Annotated in this window: 13 protein-coding genes and 1 pseudogene; 5 read left to right on the forward strand and 9 right to left on the reverse strand. The window is 43.5% G+C overall.

Going from position 1 to position 18,357, the window contains the following annotated elements; translation table 11 throughout:
- Positions 1-113 precede the first annotated feature (113 nt).
- Entirely contained in the window at positions 114-2,048 is a 1,935-nt protein-coding gene (locus AB4323_RS14270) for a PrkA family serine protein kinase (RefSeq protein ID WP_017062132.1), read from the reverse strand.
- Positions 2,049-2,427: 379 nt separating this feature from the next.
- Here AB4323_RS14270 and AB4323_RS14275 point away from each other — a divergent pair.
- A pseudogene (locus AB4323_RS14275) lies at positions 2,428-2,568 on the forward strand (MipA/OmpV family protein); the annotation flags it as partial.
- Between the two features lie 108 nt (positions 2,569-2,676).
- On the opposite strand, the gene AB4323_RS14280 reads toward AB4323_RS14275, so the two are convergent.
- The 5 genes from AB4323_RS14280 to AB4323_RS14300 all read right to left on the reverse strand — a co-directional run bounded on the left by AB4323_RS14280 (position 2,677) and on the right by AB4323_RS14300 (position 9,634).
- Positions 2,677-3,177 carry a YfbU family protein gene (locus AB4323_RS14280; RefSeq protein WP_017070032.1) on the reverse strand — a complete coding sequence of 167 codons (501 nt, stop codon included), beginning with the start codon at positions 3,175-3,177 and terminating at the stop codon, positions 2,677-2,679.
- Between the two features lie 224 nt (positions 3,178-3,401).
- Complete coding sequence (gene pflA / locus AB4323_RS14285; RefSeq protein WP_010437353.1) at positions 3,402-4,142, reverse strand: pyruvate formate lyase 1-activating protein; 741 nt, start codon at positions 4,140-4,142, stop codon at positions 3,402-3,404.
- 164 nt (positions 4,143-4,306) lie between these two features.
- Positions 4,307-5,308: a lipid A deacylase LpxR family protein gene (locus AB4323_RS14290; protein WP_017062129.1), complete on the reverse strand. Its 1,002-nt coding sequence runs from the start codon at positions 5,306-5,308 to the stop codon at positions 4,307-4,309.
- A gap of 200 nt (positions 5,309-5,508) precedes the next feature.
- On the reverse strand, positions 5,509-7,785 hold the full coding sequence (pflB, locus tag AB4323_RS14295) for a formate C-acetyltransferase (RefSeq protein ID WP_017063492.1): 2,277 nt from the start codon (positions 7,783-7,785) through the stop codon (positions 5,509-5,511).
- A gap of 307 nt (positions 7,786-8,092) precedes the next feature.
- Positions 8,093-9,634 (reverse strand): DUF3360 family protein, encoded by a 1,542-nt coding sequence (locus tag AB4323_RS14300; protein WP_008220142.1) that lies wholly within the window; start codon positions 9,632-9,634, stop codon positions 8,093-8,095.
- 799 nt (positions 9,635-10,433) lie between these two features.
- Between AB4323_RS14300 and AB4323_RS14305 the strand changes: the two genes are divergently transcribed.
- The 4 genes from AB4323_RS14305 (at position 10,434) to AB4323_RS14320 (ending at position 13,612) form a co-directional block, all read left to right on the forward strand.
- Positions 10,434-11,204 carry an ABC transporter ATP-binding protein gene (locus AB4323_RS14305; protein WP_372102498.1) on the forward strand — a complete coding sequence of 257 codons (771 nt, stop codon included), beginning with the start codon at positions 10,434-10,436 and terminating at the stop codon, positions 11,202-11,204.
- Positions 11,205-11,341: 137 nt separating this feature from the next.
- Entirely contained in the window at positions 11,342-12,112 is a 771-nt protein-coding gene (locus AB4323_RS14310; protein ID WP_010437364.1) for an ABC transporter substrate-binding protein, read from the forward strand.
- Positions 12,113-12,191: 79 nt separating this feature from the next.
- Complete coding sequence (locus AB4323_RS14315; RefSeq protein ID WP_017066929.1) at positions 12,192-12,932, forward strand: ABC transporter permease; 741 nt, start codon at positions 12,192-12,194, stop codon at positions 12,930-12,932.
- Positions 12,933-12,934: 2 nt separating this feature from the next.
- Entirely contained in the window at positions 12,935-13,612 is a 678-nt protein-coding gene (locus tag AB4323_RS14320) for an ABC transporter permease (RefSeq protein ID WP_017063494.1), read from the forward strand.
- Between the two features lie 71 nt (positions 13,613-13,683).
- Here the strand turns inward: AB4323_RS14320 and xthA are convergent, their stop codons facing one another.
- The 3 genes from xthA to emrD form a co-directional block, all read right to left on the reverse strand.
- A complete protein-coding gene (xthA, locus tag AB4323_RS14325; protein ID WP_372152767.1) occupies positions 13,684-14,490 on the reverse strand; it encodes an exodeoxyribonuclease III in 807 nt (268 codons plus the stop codon).
- A 169-nt stretch (positions 14,491-14,659) separates the two neighbouring features.
- Positions 14,660-16,750 carry a S9 family peptidase gene (locus AB4323_RS14330; protein ID WP_372147280.1) on the reverse strand — a complete coding sequence of 697 codons (2,091 nt, stop codon included), beginning with the start codon at positions 16,748-16,750 and terminating at the stop codon, positions 14,660-14,662.
- Positions 16,751-17,083: 333 nt separating this feature from the next.
- On the reverse strand, positions 17,084-18,289 hold the full coding sequence (emrD, locus tag AB4323_RS14335) for a multidrug efflux MFS transporter EmrD (protein WP_017065927.1): 1,206 nt from the start codon (positions 18,287-18,289) through the stop codon (positions 17,084-17,086).
- Positions 18,290-18,357: the final 68 nt, after the last annotated feature.

The raw sequence follows: 18,357 nt of genomic DNA on the forward strand, positions 1-18,357 counted from the left end.
AGCTGATGTCGCGATCCTACTTTTTATTCGGGTATAAGAGTTATTGATTTACTAAGGTATAAAAGTTATTGGTTTATACGAGCTGCTCAGTTGAGCAGCTCAATACCGTTTAGTTATGAGGATTTACGAACTCTTAGGTACCACTCAGATAGCAGTCTCACTTGCTTCTCGGTGTAGCCTTTTTCCATCATACGAGCAACGAAGTCGTCATGTTTTTTCTGATCATCCGTTGAGGTCTTAGCATTGAACGAAATAACAGGAAGTAGCTCTTCTGTGTTAGAGAACATTTTCTTCTCAATCACAGTGCGCAGTTTCTCGTAGCTCGTCCACACTGGGTTTTGACCGTTATTGTTGGCTTTGGCACGAAGCACAAAGTTCACAATCTCATTTCGGAAGTCTTTAGGGTTACTGATACCGGCTGTCTTCTCGATTTTCTCTAGTTCTCCATTCAGAGAAGCACGGTCAAATAGTTGGCCTGTTTCTGGGTCGCGGTACTCTTGGTCTTGAATCCAGAAATCTGCGTAGGTGACATAGCGGTCGAAGATATTCTGACCGTACTCAGAGTAAGACTCTAGATAAGCGGTTTGAATTTCTTTACCGATGAACTCTACGTAGCGTGGCACTAGGTATCCTTTCAAGAACTCTAGGTACTTCTCGGCGGTCTCTTGAGGGAACTGCTCCCGTTCGATTTGCTGCTCAATAACGTAGAACAGGTGCACTGGGTTCGCGGCCACTTCGGCTTGGTCGAAGTTAAACACACGAGACAGGATCTTAAAGGCGAAACGCGTTGATAGCCCAGACATGCCTTCGTCAACGCCAGCATAATCTCGGTACTCTTGGTAGCTCTTCGCTTTTGGATCGGTGTCTTTTAGAGTCTCACCATCGTAAACACGCATCTTAGAGAATAGAGATGAGTTTTCAGGCTCTTTTAGTCTCGAAAGAATGCTGAATTGCGATAGCAGATCGAGTGTGCTTGGTGAGCAAGGCGCTTGGGATAGCTCACTGTGCTCAAGCAGTTTCTTGTAGATCTTAACTTCTTCAGACACACGCAGACAGTAAGGGACTTTTACAATGTACACACGGTCGAGGAATGCTTCGTTGTTTTTGTTGTTACGGAAGGTCTGCCACTCAGATTCGTTCGAGTGAGCGAGAATCATACCGTCAAATGGCAGTGCAGAAAGCCCTTCGGTACCGTTGAAGTTACCTTCTTGTGTTGCCGTAAGTAGAGGGTGTAATACTTTGATTGGCGCTTTGAACATCTCCACGAATTCCATCACACCTTGGTTGGCTTTACAAAGCGCACCAGAGTAGCTGTAGGCATCAGGATCATCTTGAGAGAAGTGTTCAAGTTTACGAATATCAACTTTACCAACCAGAGACGAGATATCTTGGTTGTTTTCATCACCTGGCTCCGTTTTCGCGATCGCAACTTGATCGAGAATAGAAGGGCGCAGTTTGATGACTTTGAATTTGGAAATATCACCGCCAAAATCGTGCAGACGTTTCGCTGCCCACGGAGACATAATTGAGCGAAGATAGCGTTTCTCAATGCCATATTCATTCTTCAATAAGTCGCCGTCTTCGTTAACGTCGAATAGACAGAATGGGTGATCGTTTACTGGGCTTCGTTCACCGTCAGCAGACAATACATAGATTGGTAGTTTCTGCATCAGGGCTTTGAGTTTTTCAGCGAGAGAAGATTTACCACCGCCCACAGGGCCAAGTAGGTAAAGGATTTGTTTACGTTCTTCTAAACCTTGCGCAGCATGTTTTAAGTAAGAAACAATCTGTTCAATCGCATCTTCCATACCGTAGAAATCTTTAAATTCGCTGTAGCGTGAGATGACACGGTTCGAGAAAATACGACTCAGTTGAGGGTCTTGAGCAGTGTCAATAACCTCTGGTTCGCCAATGGCTAGTAATAAGCGCTCGGCAGCATTAGCGTAAGCACTTTTATCGTCTTTACACAGCCCTAAGAACTCCTGCAATGTCAGCTCTTCTTCCTTGGCTGCTTCATAACGTGATTGATAGTGGTCAAAGATACTCATAGTCACATTCCCCTTGTTAACCAGTCAAAACTGACGAGCGATTGAAAAATAGGCTCTCCCTACATTTTAAGGTTAGACCCGCTTCCACAATTTTGCTTAACAATTATGTATTTATTTACAATTTTGCGTGTGAAAAACGTGGCGAGCGCAATAGGTAACTTGAGGCGCGTAGAATCAAATTATTTTACATTCGAGGGGATCTGGCCGTTTGTTTTGAGATTTTAGGTCGCTTAACAATACTCACAATGGATTTATGTGCATTAGATGTATAACTGGGCTCTATTGATTTTTGGAATGGAGTACCATATAATGCGCTAAGTTATCAAAAATTGCTCAATAAATAGGTAGATGTAGTGAAGAATAATGGGTTCAAAATAGTGGCTATCTGCATGTTACGCCAAATGTTCGAGTAACTGGTGGCGTTCGTTATACCAACCTTGAAGGTGATATAGAGAATAGCCCAATACTTGAAAGTGGTATCAACATGGCCGCGAACGTTGGTGTTGCTTACGTTTTCTAGTTGCTTTGGTTTTTCTCTTTGTGTGCGAACATTAAAAAAAGGGTTACTCATGATGAGTAACCCTTTTTCTTGAAACTTTTTAAAAGTTATCGCTGATCTATTAACGAATTAAGCGCTAAAGATTTGAGATAGCTCTGTCGCACATAGGTGGTACTGACGAGGGCAGTTGCGCCATGTTGTTAGCATGCGACGGTACTTCTCTAGCATTGGCATCTGGCTATTGAAGTGGTGATCGGCTTTGTCGAATTGAGGGTAAAGACCTTCAGAATCAACAAGGAAACGCACGTAGTGTACGATCTGCGCTTCAGAAGCGATATCAAAACCTAAGAACTGCAGGCGACGTTGGTCTACTTCAGCACGCTCTTGTTCTGCAAGCATTTTGTTCGACTCTTGCATTGCATGGTACATCTCCATGATGTCGATAATTTCGCGACATTCTGCTTCAGTCAAACAACCAAACTCTTTGTTAAGTTCACGCATTTGGAGTTCGTAACCACGTTCTACAATCGTTTGTAGACGCTGGTATTTCGCCGAGTTCTCAGGGTTCATTTGAGACATTAGGTAGTATTGATTTGATAGAATTAGACGCTGAGCATTGGTCATTTCCATGGGATGAGCCTCACTAAAAAACTAAATGTTATATTCTTTTGTTGCAGTAAGAGTAACAGCATTCCTACGCGTGGAAACATGATCTCAACACGGATTTAATATGATTTTTTTAATTGATAAACAAAAGTTGTAAAGAAAAGTGAAAGGATAGTTAGCGCTAGAAAAGAAAACGCCCCAATCGAAATTGAGGCGTTTAAAATAGAGGTTGAGCATCGTCTGCAGTATTAGTATTTTACGTTTGAATGATACTGGCTAAGAACAGCAACAATCTCATCCATTTTCTCTTTGCTTGGCGGGTTTGTACCTTCAAGAGGGTAGTCAAAACCAAGTGCTTCCCACTTATGTGCACCAAGCTTATGGTATGGAAGCAGTTCTACTTTCTCGATGTTATCCATGTCTTTGATGAATTCGCCTAGCAGATGAGCATCTTCAGGTGTGTCCGTGTAGCCAGGGACAATCACATAACGAATCCACGTTTTCTTACCGATTTTGTGTAAGTAGCGTGCGAAATCCAGAGTACGTCTGTTTGATACACCAATGAAATCGTGGTGAATCTCATCTCGCATGTGCTTAAGATCCAACATAACTAGATCAGAGGCTTCTAGGACTTCATCAACCACTTCAGTGTGCTTACGAATGTAGCCATTAGTATCAAGACAAGTGTGGATGCCTTCAGCTTGAGCTGCGCGGAAAAAATCACGAACAAACTCAGGTTGTAGCATCGCTTCACCACCAGAACAGGTGATACCACCGCCCGATGCTTTCATGAAATGACGGTATGATTTTGCTTCGTTGATGATCTCTTCGACCGTTACTTCCTTTCCGTCATGAAGATCCCATGTATCACGGTTATGACAGTACATACAACGCATTAAGCAGCCTTGAAGAAACACAATAAAGCGGATACCAGGGCCATCGACAGTACCACAAGATTCGAATGAGTGAATGCGACCAGTTGTAGACATGAGCTATTCTCGTAGAGGAATTTATACCGTTTATTTTATTACAAAAACGGTACATAAAATAGGGTCAAATGGTAACGAGACCTTTAAAAATAAAGGCAACCACCTGTGAAGATGATTGCCTTTATTAAACTTGAAAAGTAAAGGACGAAAGCCCTTACTGGTGGCTAGAAGAAAGCAAACATTGTGATACCGCCAGTGGTGTACACTGACTCTTTCGCTTCTTCGTAATCCGGTGTTTTTGCGGTTAGCGCGAAAGAGGCACCAACGTATCGGTTATACCAAGCGACACCCAATACAGCAGTTGCTTGAATGTTCTCTAAAGTCACATCGTAGATCGCTGGATCTTCGTTGTTTTTATTAGCGTACTCATCAACACCTGAGCGATCGCCTTCGATAGTCAGGTCGTTGAATCGGTAGCGACCTTCGAGGCCTGCATAGGTAAACCAACCAGCGTTTGATGCGCCGATCATGCCCGGTTTGAATGGGTTTTCTGTGGTGATGTTAGCTGCACCAAAGTTACCGCCTAAGTCTGTACCCCAACGAAACATGAAGCCCGTTGAAATGTCACTTCTAAAGTTACCGACGTTGATTTCAGAAACGTTAGAGATTTCGTAGTCAGTATTCGCAAGAGCTTGATTACGCATTAGGTTGAAATGGCTTAGGTAACCAACGCTTCCCGCCCATTCATCATCGACTTGGTATTCCCAACCCATCGGCTCATCCGACTTAGTGATTGAGTGAACCAGCTTTTGAGCATCTTCAGACAGTGCACGTTCGCCCGTAGTACCAAACGTGATATTAAAACGCTGGGCTTGCTGTGGGTTTAAGCTGATGTAATTGAATTCAGTGTGAAGGTAACCTGCGTATGGGCGATCATTAGGCGATGGCGTTTCTAACTCAATGTCAGAAGGCGTATACATCTTGTGGCCAATGGTGATTTCCCACTTGTCTAGAGAGCTTGCGCCCCAGTAGGAAAGACTCAATGGTTTTACCCAGTTATATGGCGTAATACTTGATGATGTGTAACCCAGAAATAAGCCGTTGGTATAGTCTTGGTCGACACCAAAAATACCATCATTATCTAAAGCAAAAGTTAACGTAGAACGCTCAGAGGCTAAAGATGAGAAAGAGAGAAGAATCAGGGGTAAACAACGCAGGTATTTCATGGAGCAGTTACTCTTAAATTATGAACCGCGATATTACCGTAATTTGACAGAATTTGTGGAAAAAAAGTGAATGGCAGGGTGCTTTTTTGCTCAACCTAACATTTCGCGGGATAGGTGAGTGTAGTGCGATTTATTTCAGATATAAAAAAGCCCCGCACATTGGCGAGGCTAATATTATTTACTGTCTATTGAGCGTGAGCTTATAGAGACTCAGTAAATGTACGTGCGATTACGTCAGCTTGTTGCTCTGCAGTTAGAGAGTTAAAGCGAACAGCGTAACCAGATACACGGATTGTTAGCTGAGGGTATTTCTCAGGGTGCTTAACTGCGTCTTCAAGAGTTTCGCGGTTAAGAACGTTAACGTTAAGGTGTTGACCACCTTCAATGCCAGCTTCGTGGTGGAAGTAACCATCCATTAGGCCTGCAAGGTTAGCACGTTGGCTGTCTTGTTCTTTACCTAGTGCGTTTGGCACGATAGAGAACGTGTAAGAGATACCATCTTGTGCGTCAGCAAACGGTAGTTTACCTACAGACGTTAGTGATGCTACAGCACCTTTCTCATCACGACCGTGCATTGGGTTTGCACCAGGAGCGAAAGGAGCGCCAGCACGACGACCGTCTGGAGTGTTACCAGTTTTCTTACCGTATACAACGTTAGACGTGATAGTAAGAACTGACTGTGTAGGGATAGAGTTACGGTAAGTCTTAAGCTTACGGATCTTGTTCATGAACGTAGAAACTAGTTCACAAGCAATATCATCTACACGAGAGTCGTTGTTACCGTATTTAGGGTAATCGCCTTCGATTTCGAAGTCAGTTGCGATACCGTCTTCGTCACGGATTGGCTTCACTTTAGCAAACTTAATTGCAGACAGTGAGTCAGCTGCAACAGATAGACCAGCGATACCACAAGCCATAGTACGACGAACATCACGGTCATGAAGAGCCATTAGAGACGCTTCGTAGCTGTACTTGTCGTGCATGTAGTGAATGCTGTTTAGTGCAGTCACGTATTGCTTAGCTAACCAGTCCATGAATGTGTCTAGGCGACCCATTACGTCATCGTAGTTAAGAACTTCGTCAGTGATCTTGTCTGAAACAGGACCAACTTGCATCTTAAGTTTCTCGTCCACACCGCCGTTGATTGCGTAAAGCATTGTTTTCGCAAGGTTAGCACGAGCACCGAAGAACTGCATTTGCTTACCAACGATCATTGGAGATACGCAACAAGCGATAGCGTAATCATCAGACTCTAGGTCAGGACGCATTAGGTCATCATTTTCGTACTGGATAGAAGAAGTATCGATAGATACCTTCGCACAGAAACGCTTGAAGCCGTCAGGTAGTTGCTCAGACCAAAGAACAGTGATGTTTGGCTCTGGAGAAGGACCCATAGTGTATAGAGAGTTTAGGAAACGGAAGTTCGAACGCGTTACTAGCGTACGACCGTCGATACCCATACCACCCATAGACTCTGTTGCCCAGATTGGGTCGCCAGAGAACAGCTCATCGTACTCAGGAGTACGTAGGAAACGAACCATACGCAGTTTCATTACGAAGTGGTCGATCATTTCTTGTGCTTGTTCTTCAGTGATCTTGCCAGCAGCGATATCACGCTCGATGTAGATGTCTAGGAAAGTCGAAGTACGACCTAGAGACATTGCAGCACCGTTTTGAGATTTAACAGCAGCTAGGTAGCCGAAGTAAGTCCACTGGATAGCTTCTTGAGCTGTTTGAGCTGGCTCAGAGATATCGAAACCGTATTTCTCAGCCATTTGCTTGATTTGACCTAGAGCACGATGTTGCTCAGAGATCTCTTCACGCAGTTGCATTGTTTCTGCTAGGTTTTCACCGTTTTCGAATTGCTCTTGAAGAGAAGCAAATTGAGCTTGCTTGTCTTTCATTAGGAAATCAATACCGTAAAGTGCAACACGACGGTAGTCACCAATGATACGACCACGGCCGTAAGCATCAGGAAGACCAGTCAGAACACCAGACTTACGACATTTTAGGATATCAGGAGTGTAGATATCGAAAACGCCAGCATTGTGTGTTTTGCGGTATTCTGAGTAGATTTTTGAAACCATTGGGTCAAGAGTTTCACCGTATGCTTTACAAGAACCTTCAACCATACGCACACCACCGTTAGGGATGATTGCACGTTTTAGTGGCTTCTCAGTTTGTAGACCAACGATAGTCTCAAGATCTTTCTCAATGTAACCTGCATCGTGAGCAGTAATGGTAGAGATAACAGAAGTATCGAAATCTACAGGTGCTTTAGTTGCGTTTTCCTGTTTGATACCTTCCATTACCGAAGACCAAAGCTTGTTAGTTGCTTCAGTACCCTCAGAAACTAGGAAAGACTCGTCGCCTTCATACGGCGTGTAGTTCTTTTGAATGAAATCACGAACGTTTACTTCGCTTTGCCACTCACCTGCAGCAAAATCTTCCCAAGCTTTAGCAAATTGCTCTGCCATGACATACCTACCTTTTTAGTAGAAAAAATACGTACATTAACACTGTTGAGCCAGCGCCCCTCGTAAGGGTAGTACACTCTTATTAATAACAATATATATGAGCATATAAGCGTCATATGGTTATATATATTGTCACTACCTTTTATATGTTGTCTTTACTCTATGAATTCAAGACTACGCTAAAAAATTTCTGCAAACCTTAAACTAAATCAATAAATGCCAAAAAAAGTTGAAAAAATTTGAGTGGCAGGGGTTGCCACCCAAACTTTTTTTTAATCCTAATACTACTTTTGTGTAGTAAGGACCATTATAGCCAAGCTTTTAGGCCATATTGACTTTCTAGCATACCAACTGCAAGCATTGCTACTAGACAGATAACTAAAACGCCAACTGGGATAACAATCTTATCTACAAATGATAGACGCTTCGCACGCTCTTTATCACCAATTAGACCGTTATTATCTAGAAGCATAGTCAGTGCCCATGCTAATACTGGGTTAACAACCGCTGAACCGAAGATACAGATACCAGCTGCTTGAGAGTCTTTTGAATCTTTAACCATCTGCATACCCGCTTCAAGTAGAGGTAGAGATACACCTACAAGTAGCGCAACACGCATCACTGGTGGCCATACTGCTACGTCCATTGGGAAGCCAAGAATCGCAACAATAATACATAGAGAGCCAAGCAAGATTGCGCCGCCAGGGATTGGACGTTTCGCGATTGCTGCTGGGATCATGTAAGTACCCCAAGATGAAGTGATGTTACCACCACCAACTGCTGTACCTACCATTTGACGAACTGAACACATAGTCATTGTGTCGTCTACGTCCATCAGTACTTTTTCAGACTTTTTAGGGTAGTTCAGTTCTTGGAAGATACGGTGACCTAGGAAGTCAGGTGACCACATTGCTACTGCTAGGATTGCAAATGGTAGAGAAGCGATGAAGTGCTCAACGTTTGGTAAACCAAGCATCCAACCTTCTTCAGTAGAACCCCACCAGTAGATTGGGTTTAGGTTTGGAATGCCTGTTTCAGTTACGAATTTGATATCGAAACCAGCACCAAGTACTAGAGCAATAGCTAGACCAGTGAAAGCACAAACAGGGATTGCTAACCAACGCTTGTTCACTTTAGCAAGGAATGCATATAGACCGATGGTAACGGCTAGAACAATCAAACCGATGTAACCCATGCTACCAGCAGCGACAGTGTCAGACTGAAGACCAACAGCCCAAGCTTGAATTGAGTTGATTTGGCTCATTGTACCGGTTAGACCCAAGAAGATGAGCAAGCCACCCGCCGTACCTTCAGAGGTAAGGTTAACAAGTTTAGACCCACCTTTTAGGAAGCTTAGGATAAGACCGAAGACACCGATAAGGATTGCCAATGCAAGAGGGTGAGCACCAGCAAGAGCGATGGTACCAATAAGAGGAATCATTGGGCCGTGGTTACCGGCAAGGTTAGCTTTAGGGTTAAAGAAACCAGAAGCAAGGATACAGAACAGCAGTGCAGGGATAAGCATTTCTACACGAGCGACTTCAATCGCAAAGTCTTTACCAAGGTTTACGTGATCCCAAGCTTGAGTTAGGCCTTCAGCCCAAGACATCATTACTGCAGAGTACATCGCGATGATACCAATGGTACCAGCCAGTGCAGGAACAAGGTCTTCTAGTTCAAAGCGGAAGTCACGGCCAGGAAGGTTTAGGCCAAAGCGGCGAGGCTTCATGATTTGAAGTTCGTGATCTAGATAATCTGAGCGGTTCTCAAATTCAGAAGCAGGGCGGTGTAGCTCTTTATAGCTTTTCTCTTCTACTTCAGAGTTCGCATTGTTCACAACGTCTGACATAGATTCCTCATATTTTATGTTAGTAATTCTAAAATTGAATTCTATAAGTTCGCGTAATTGCGTAATTGCGTTATTTCTTAGTTATAACTCATTAACATCATGTTGCACGGTTTTGATGTGCTTTATGCAGCTAAGTTAAAAGAAATGTTTGGCATTTTTAATGCCTTATTCTTTGCTGAGGAGTCTAACAAGCTTACCCTTTAGGGTGATTGATCTTGATCACTTTATGAGTATATGTGAAAGAAAGCTACAAAACGCAGCGATTCATTAACTTCCCATTGATGAATCGTGTAATTAGTTTTCACAAATTGACGTTTACCTATCTTCTTCGAGCCTTTGTCGTCATGGCTTGAGTTCAATACTCAATTCTTACTGAGTTATTTCACTATTACTTGCTTCCCAACTGTTCCGAGTGAAATGCTTACAATGTAATAACCTTAAAATAATTGTGCCTTACGGTGTGTATGTAGTGTTGAGCGTGCAGATTATATTTTGCAGATCTCGGCGTATCTAAGTTCACAAAACTTGTTTTTCTTGTGAGACATCAAGCTACGTGAATCTCATTTTGGTTAACTTTATTTAAACAATGTAAGGGGTGTAATTACAGCTTATTGATAGAACTCATTCATTAAATTGAGGCGAAAACGCTACCTTTTGCATAATAAGTCAGAGTGAATCGCTATTTATTCCAATTTATTAGGTTAATAATTTGTTGCATGTTGTTTCGTGTGGTGCTAGTTTGTATCGCATGAAAAGGTCGGAGTACCTTGCATTTTCACAAACTTGGGAGAGAAAGCGCATGAAAGATGTACCAGCGCTGGACATAAAGGATCTACACAAAACGTTTGGTCAAAATGAAGTTTTAAAGGGAATTTCACTTTCTGCGCACAAAGGCGATGTTGTATCGATTATCGGATCTTCAGGGTCGGGTAAAAGTACTTTCCTTAGATGTATCAACCTTTTAGAGACACCAACTGCAGGCGAGATTTGGGTTAATGGCGAATTAATTCAAATGAAAAACAACCGCCAAGGCGTATCTGTTCCTGTCAACGAAAAACAAGTACAGCGTATCCGTTCACGCTTAGCGATGGTTTTTCAAGGCTTCAATCTTTGGTCTCACCTGACCGTTCTCGAAAATGTTATCGAAGCACCCGTTCACGTATTAGGTGTACCTAAAGCTCAAGCGATTGAAAATGCAGAATTACTACTTAAAAAAGTAGGCTTGTATGAGCGCAAAGATTACTACCCAGGTCATTTATCCGGTGGACAACAACAACGAGCGGCAATTGCTCGAGCGTTAGCGGTTGATCCGGAAGTGATGCTGTTTGATGAGCCAACATCAGCACTTGACCCTGAGTTAGTAGGCGAAGTACTCGGTGTAATGCGAGATCTAGCAGAAGAAGGAAGAACCATGCTTGTGGTAACACATGAAATGGCTTTTGCTCGTGACGTATCAAACCATGTGATGTTCCTGCACCAAGGTCTAGTGGAAGAACAGGGCGATCCAGCTAAACTGTTTAGGGAACCTGAATCTGAACGTTTACAACAATTTATCTCATCGATTTACTAATCAGAATTGAAACGCCGTTGCCAACGGTAAACAGCGACGGTGTGAACAATAAAACACAACAAGTAAGTTAATAAGCAACAACAAACACAATATTAAAACTAGCAAAACATAAAAACCTAAATCACAGGAGTAGGGATATGAAAAAGTGGTTATTAGTCGCGGCACTTGCTGCAACTGCTGCAACGGGCGTAGCTCAAGCAAAAGAATGGAAAACAGTACGCTTTGGTATTGAAGGTGCTTACCCTCCATTTAGCTGGACAGAAGCTGACGGGTCACTGAAAGGCTTCGATGTCGATATGGCTAACGCACTTTGTACTGAAATGCAGGTGCAGTGTAAGATCGTTGCACAAGACTGGGATGGTATCATTCCTTCTCTACTTGCTCGTAAATATGATGCGATCATCGCGGCAATGTCTATCACGGAAGAGCGTAAGAAAAAAATCGACTTCACTGGTAAATACGCACTTATCCCAAACAAGTTCATCGCTAAGAAAGGTGCAGGCCTTAACTTTGATGATCTAAGCGGTCAAAAGATTGCCGTTCAACGTGCAACAACTCACGATAAATACCTAACAGACAACTACGGCGATACAGTAGAGATCGTTCGTTACGGTTCATTCGACGAAGCTTACCTTGATCTAGCAAACGGTCGTGTTGCTGCTGTACTAGGTGATGCATCTGCTCTAGAAGAAGGCGTGCTAAACAAAGCTGGTGGTGAAGACTACGAGTTCGTTGGTCCATCACTAACTGATCCTAAGTGGTTCGGCGAAGGTTTTGGTATTGCTCTACGTAAGCAAGACAAAGATCTGACTAAGCAATTAGATGCGGCAATCCTTTCACTACGTGAAAAAGGCATCTACCAAGATATCGCGGCTAAATACTTCAACTACGACGTATACGGTCAGTAATCTTTAGCGTCAATTCTTAAGGGAGAGGTTCTCCTCTCCCTGTCTTACCAACTTTTTCGCAGTTCTGTTGGAATCCATTATGTTTGATTTACAAGGATATGAAGCGTCGATCCTGAAAGGGGCGGTGCTCACAATCGAAGTTGCCTTGCTGTCGCTAATTTTAGCTATGGTTCTTGGTATGCTAGGTGCCTTAGCAAAACTAGCGCCTTATCGCTGGGCTCGTGCTATCGCAACCCTCTACACAACCGTTATTCGAGGCATTCCTGATCTCGTCTTGATGATGCTGATTTTCTTTGGTGGACAAATCCTTTTAAACAACAGTTTGTATTCCATCAATGAGTGGCTCAATGAGTGGTTCACATCAAGTGATCCTAACCACGAGTGGACCGCTTACTTACCTGATTATATTGATGTCAGTCCATTTGTTGCTGGTGTCTTAACCATTGGATTCATCTTTGGCGCTTACATGGCTGAAACCTTCCGTGGAGCGATCATGGCGGTTGATAGCGGTGAAATGGAAGCAGCAAAGGCCTATGGCATGGGACCTGTTCTAGCGTTCCGTCGTATCCTGTTACCGCAAATGATTCGTCACGCACTGCCGGGCTTTGGTAACAACTGGTTGGTTTTACTTAAAACTACCGCGTTGGTTTCCATTATTGGCCTAGAAGATATGGTACGTGTTAGCGCACTGGCGGCAGGTTCAACCAAAATGCCATTTACCTTCTATATGACAGTGGCGATTATCTTCTTATTCTTCACCAGTGTTTCAACGGGCTTACTTAAGCTGGTTGAACGTAAATTCAGTATCCACGCGAGGTAGTTATGGACTTTTCATTGATAATTGAAAGCCTGCCGATTTACCTTGGTGGTTTATGGACAACGGCTTGGATGGTTTGCGTTGCTTTGATCATTGGCTTATTCGTCGCCATACCACTAGCTATCGCTCGTAACAGTCCAAATATGCTGATTAATGCTCCGGCTTGGTCATTCATCTATTTCTTCCGTGGTACGCCATTATTGGTGCAGTTGTACCTGATTTACTACGGAATGGATCAGTTCTTCCCTGTAAAAGATACACTATGGGAAAATGCATGGTTTTGTGCTTTGGTGGCATTCATCCTTAACACATCGGCATACACAGCTGAAATCATTCGCGGTGCGATTAACGGCTTACCAAAAGGTGAAGTTGAAGCAGCAAAAGCGTATGGCATGAGCACACCTAAGACATACCGACGTATCATTCTGCCAAGTGCATTACGTCGTGCATTACCGGCTTACAGTAACGAAGTTATCTTTATGCTTCACGGCTCAGCCGTTGCAGGTATTGTGACGATTATGGATCTAACGGGTGCAGCTCGTTTGGTTAACTCTCGCTACTATGCTCCGTTTGAATCTTTCCTAACAGCAGGTCTGTTTTACATGGGGTTGACGTTTATCATCATTGCGATTTTCAAATTCGCAGAGAAACGTTTCTTAGCTTACTTAAGACCACTTAGCTAATTACACATCATAATTAACAAAACGGCGCTTCTATAGCGCCGTTTTTTATGAGCAGATTCTGTTGCTGTTGATTACTTAAACGTTGACCAAATTGGCGCGTGGTCAGACGGCTTTTCGATGCCACGCAGTTCGTAATCGATGCCTGCTTCAGTACACTTATCAGCAAGCTTCTGAGTCGCAAGTACTACATCAATTCGTAGGCCGCGGTTGTCCACGAAACCTTTCGAGCGGTAGTCAAACCACGAGTATTGGTCGTTTACTTCAGGGTGCAGTAAGCGGAAGCTATCCACAAAGCCCCAATCCATCAATGTTTTCAACCATTCGCGCTCTTCTGGTTGGAAAGAACATTTACCAGTTTTTAACCAACGTTTCGCATTAGGTTCACCAATGCCGATGTCTGCGTCGATAGGGCTGATATTAATGTCGCCCATCACAATCACTTGCTCATCTTTGTTGTGATAATCGTTTAAGTAAGTCATTAAGTCTTTATAGAACTGGCGTTTGTACGGGTATTTTGTTTCATGCTTGATGTTATCCCCTTGAGGGAAGTAGCCATTTAGCACGGTAACCTTTTCACCATTTTCATCTTCAAACGTCGCCATGATCATGCGTTTTTGATGGTCTTCATTATCTGTTGTGAAACCCTTCTGCACAGAAATAGGCTCTTGCTTACACAACATTGCCACACCGTAGTGGGCTTTTTGACCGTGGAAGTAAACCTTATAGCCCATTGCTTCAACATCAGCAATTGGGAAGGCTTCATCGTGCACTTTTATCTCTTGCAGACCAATCACGTCGGGTTGGTGTTTGTCGATAATAGCTTGCAGTTGGTGAAGGCGGGCTCTAAGACCGTTGATGTTGAAGCTAATTACTTTCATTTGTTTTTATACCTCTCGTAAACCTTTGTCACTGCTTGTTTTTAAAGGTTTTTGATTTGGTGGATTTCATGGTTCATCGTATTTAACCATGCTTAATAATTTCTGTCGCCACTTTGTAGAGACAAAATGGCGACATTAAATGATGTGAATACTTACAGTTACGTAGAATCTATTGAGTCTTAAGTAAATCCAAAAAGAACGCGTATTCAAGTGCGTCTTCTTTTAATCGTTTAAATCGGCCAGAAGCGCCACCGTGACCGGCTTCCATATCGGTTTTGAACAGCAATACGTTGTTGTCTGTTTTCATTTCACGCAGCTTCGCAACCCATTTCATTGGCTCAAAGTACTGCACCTGTGAGTCATGCAGGCCTGTCGTTACCAACATGTTCGGGTAGTTTTGTACCTTAATGTTGTCGTACGGTGAGTACCCCAGCATGTAATCGTAGTAGGCTTTATCGTTCGGGTTACCCCATTCGTCATACTCATTGGTGGTTAGAGGGATCGATTCATCGAGCATGGTTGTCACAATGTCTACAAACGGAACATGTGCACCAATACCACGGTACAGTTCTGGTGCTTGGTTGATGATTGCTCCCATCAATAGACCGCCAGCAGACCCCCCAACGGCGAACACTTTATCTTTCGCGCCGTAGCCTTCTTCAACAAGCTCTTTGGTTACATCAATAAAGTCGTTGAACGTGTTTTGTTTGGTCAGTTTTTTGCCATCTTCATACCAAGGGCGACCAAGCATTTCTGAACCGCGGACATGTGCGATGGCATAAACAAAACCTCTATCCAGTAGGCTTAGGCGAGTTGAGCTGAAGGTAGGTTCAATCGTAGAGCCGTAAGACCCATAGCCGTATTGGTAGATTGGGTTAGTGCCGTCTTTCTTAAATAAGTCTTTACGATAAACCAAAGAGACAGGAACTTGCTTACCATCGCGAGCCGTAATCATGATTCGCTCTGATTGGTAGTTATCCGCTTCGAAATCACCTAATACGGGTGTTTGCTTCATGAGTTCGGATTCACCTGTACTTAGGTCGAAATCATAGTAAGTACCTGGCGTGGTTAAGCTGCTGTAATAGATACGAACTTTTGCGTTATCTAATTCATAGTTACTCGTTAGGTAAGCGGTAAATGCGGTGTCGTTAAATTCAAGTGGAAACTCGTGGCCTGTTGAGAGTTGGCGAACTTTCACTGTAGACAAGCCATCCGCGCGTTGCTCGTAGACAAGATGGTCATCAAACAACTCGAAATCTACAAGCTGAGTATTATCGTCTGCTGGGATGACATCGACCCATTTTGAGCGTTCATGCATCTCTTCGGTTGTGACTTTCATTAAACGGAAGTTGACCGCTTGGTAGTTGGTGTAGATGTAATACCAATCACCTAGCTTAGCGATGCTGTACTCTATGCCGGTCTCTTTTGGGTAGAAAGCCTCAGCTGTAGCCTTTGGGTTGTTGGCATCGATGACTGAGACACCGCTGGTTTCTGTGCTCGAATGCCAAATGTAGACCTGTTCTCCATCTTTGCTTTTACTCAAAGAGGTGTAGTAAGCGCTATCGGCTTCTTCGTAGATTAACTGATCGCTTGCCTGAGCTGTGCCTAACACGTGGCGGTAAACTTGATAACCCAGCAATGTTTGTGGATCTTTTTTGATGTAGTAGAAGGCTTGGTTGTCGTTTTGCCACGCGATTGCACTTGAAGCGCCTTCAATTTCATCTTTTAGGTATTCACCTGTTGTGAGGTCTTTGATCTTGATGGTGTAAATTCGTCGGCTCAGCGTATCTTCGCCATAGGCCAACAAGTTTTCGTCTGGGCTGATCGTTAAGCCACCAATACTGAAGAATTCATGCTCTTTTGCTAGCTCGTTAACATCTAAGATGACTTGCTTGTCTGTGCCTAAAAAGTTTTTTTCACGCAGGTGAACTGGGTATTCGTTGTCGCCTGTGACCTTATTCGAGTAGTAGTAACTGCCTTTGCGAACCGGTACCGAATTGTCGTCTTTTGCGATTCGGCCTTTGATCTCTTGAAATAATTGTTTTTGTGCTGCTTCTGTATGTTTTAACACTGTATCTGCGTACTGATTCTCTTGCTCAAGCTGTTGCAAAATCTCTGGATCTTGGCGTGCATCATCGCGCATCCAGTAGTAATCATCGATTCGGGAGTCACCATGAATCGTCATTGCGTGAGGGACTTTCTTAGCAACGGGTGCTTGGGTTTGCTGAGCGACGAGCTGTGATTGAGAGTAGTGGTTCATGGTTGATATTCCTTGATTGCTGCATCCGGCGACAAGCGCTATTGATACGACTAATGTGGTTAAAGCGATACGCATCTATATATCCCTAGTGTGCACCTTACTCTTTTTGATGCCAGCATCCTTTGTTGGTTGGGTATCTTCCAGTGATATTATTTATAATTGGATTCTGGATATGCACCTTCATCGTAAGTGTCTGTTATTGTTTTCAAAAAATCAAAGTAATGTTAAATGAAATTACTGATACGTGAGAGTGGAAGGAATAAATGTGCAACAAAAAGGGACACACTTTTCAGTATGTCCCTTTCCTTTGTTTAGCAAGATTCGAGTTTTACGTTAAATAGCCAATGGCATTTCATTTGAGTGGTCAGGTTTACGATTAACCCAACGTAAACCAAGCATAGCGATGAATGACATTGCAATCATCAAGCAACCGAGTGGCAGTTGGTCTTGAGCTGGGAAGAACGATGCCAATAGTGTTGCGATGCCAGCACCTAGATTTTGCATACCACCTAAAATCGCACCTCCAGTACCAGCGTGGTACGGGAATGGCGAAAGTGCCCCTGTTGTTGCTGCTGGGAATAATATGCCAGCGCCCAAGAAGTAAATTGTGGCACCGCCAATCAAAGTTAATGCTGTTGTTTGACCAAACAGACCCGGTATCAATACCACTGTTGAGCCTACCAATATCGCAACCAGACCAACATTCAATGCACGGCGCTCAGAGCGACGTTGTGCGATGTAACTAGATAAGCCTGCACCGACTAAGTAACCTGGAATAGGCAAGACAAACAGCAAGCTTACTGTGGTTGCCGGTAAGCCAAGTACGCCACCAAGCAACACACCTGCCGCTGCTTCAAATACGGCTACACCAGCAAAGGTTGCGACTAATACCAATAAGAAACCTTGGAAACGTTTATCAGACAGAACGAACTTGTAGCTGTTGGCAACCGATTCATGCTTGCGTCGTTCTTTCGGCAGTGTTTCCATCATGCTCGTCATCATAGTGATCACAACAGCAATACCAAACAGCGCAAGGAATAAGTAGCTAGAACGCCAGCCGAAAACTTCTGTTAGGTAACCACCCAGTACAGGAGCCATCAATGGTGAGAAAATCACACACATGCTAATCAAGCTGTTTGCACGGTGCAGCTCTGCGCCTTCAAAACAGTCGCGAGTCAATGTACGAGACATCGCACCACCACAACCGATGCCCAAACCTTGGATAAAGCTGCCCGCTAAGAACCATTCATATTCGTGAGCGAACAATGCTACCAAAGTACCGATGATGTAGATGATCAAACCAATCACGATGATCGGTTTACGACCTAGGCGATCTGAAAGTGGGCCGTAAACAAATTGCGACAGACCATAAGGGATCAAGTAACACGCCATCACTGCCTGCAGTGAAGATGCCGAAACTAAGAACTCACCTGCCATATGACCGATAGAAGGCACGTACATCGTTTGAGTCATTTGACCTACGGCAGTCAGAATAGCGATTAAAAAGGTAAGTTTCGCTAATGGAAACGAGGCGGACATTTGCGTATCTCTCCAAAAATTAAGACGTAAAAAGCCTTAGCGCTCCATTAAAGGAGAGCCAAATGAAT

This window comes from Vibrio sp. 10N.261.52.C11 (assembly GCF_041471405.1).
GTDB classification, from domain to species: domain Bacteria; phylum Pseudomonadota; class Gammaproteobacteria; order Enterobacterales; family Vibrionaceae; genus Vibrio; species Vibrio crassostreae_C.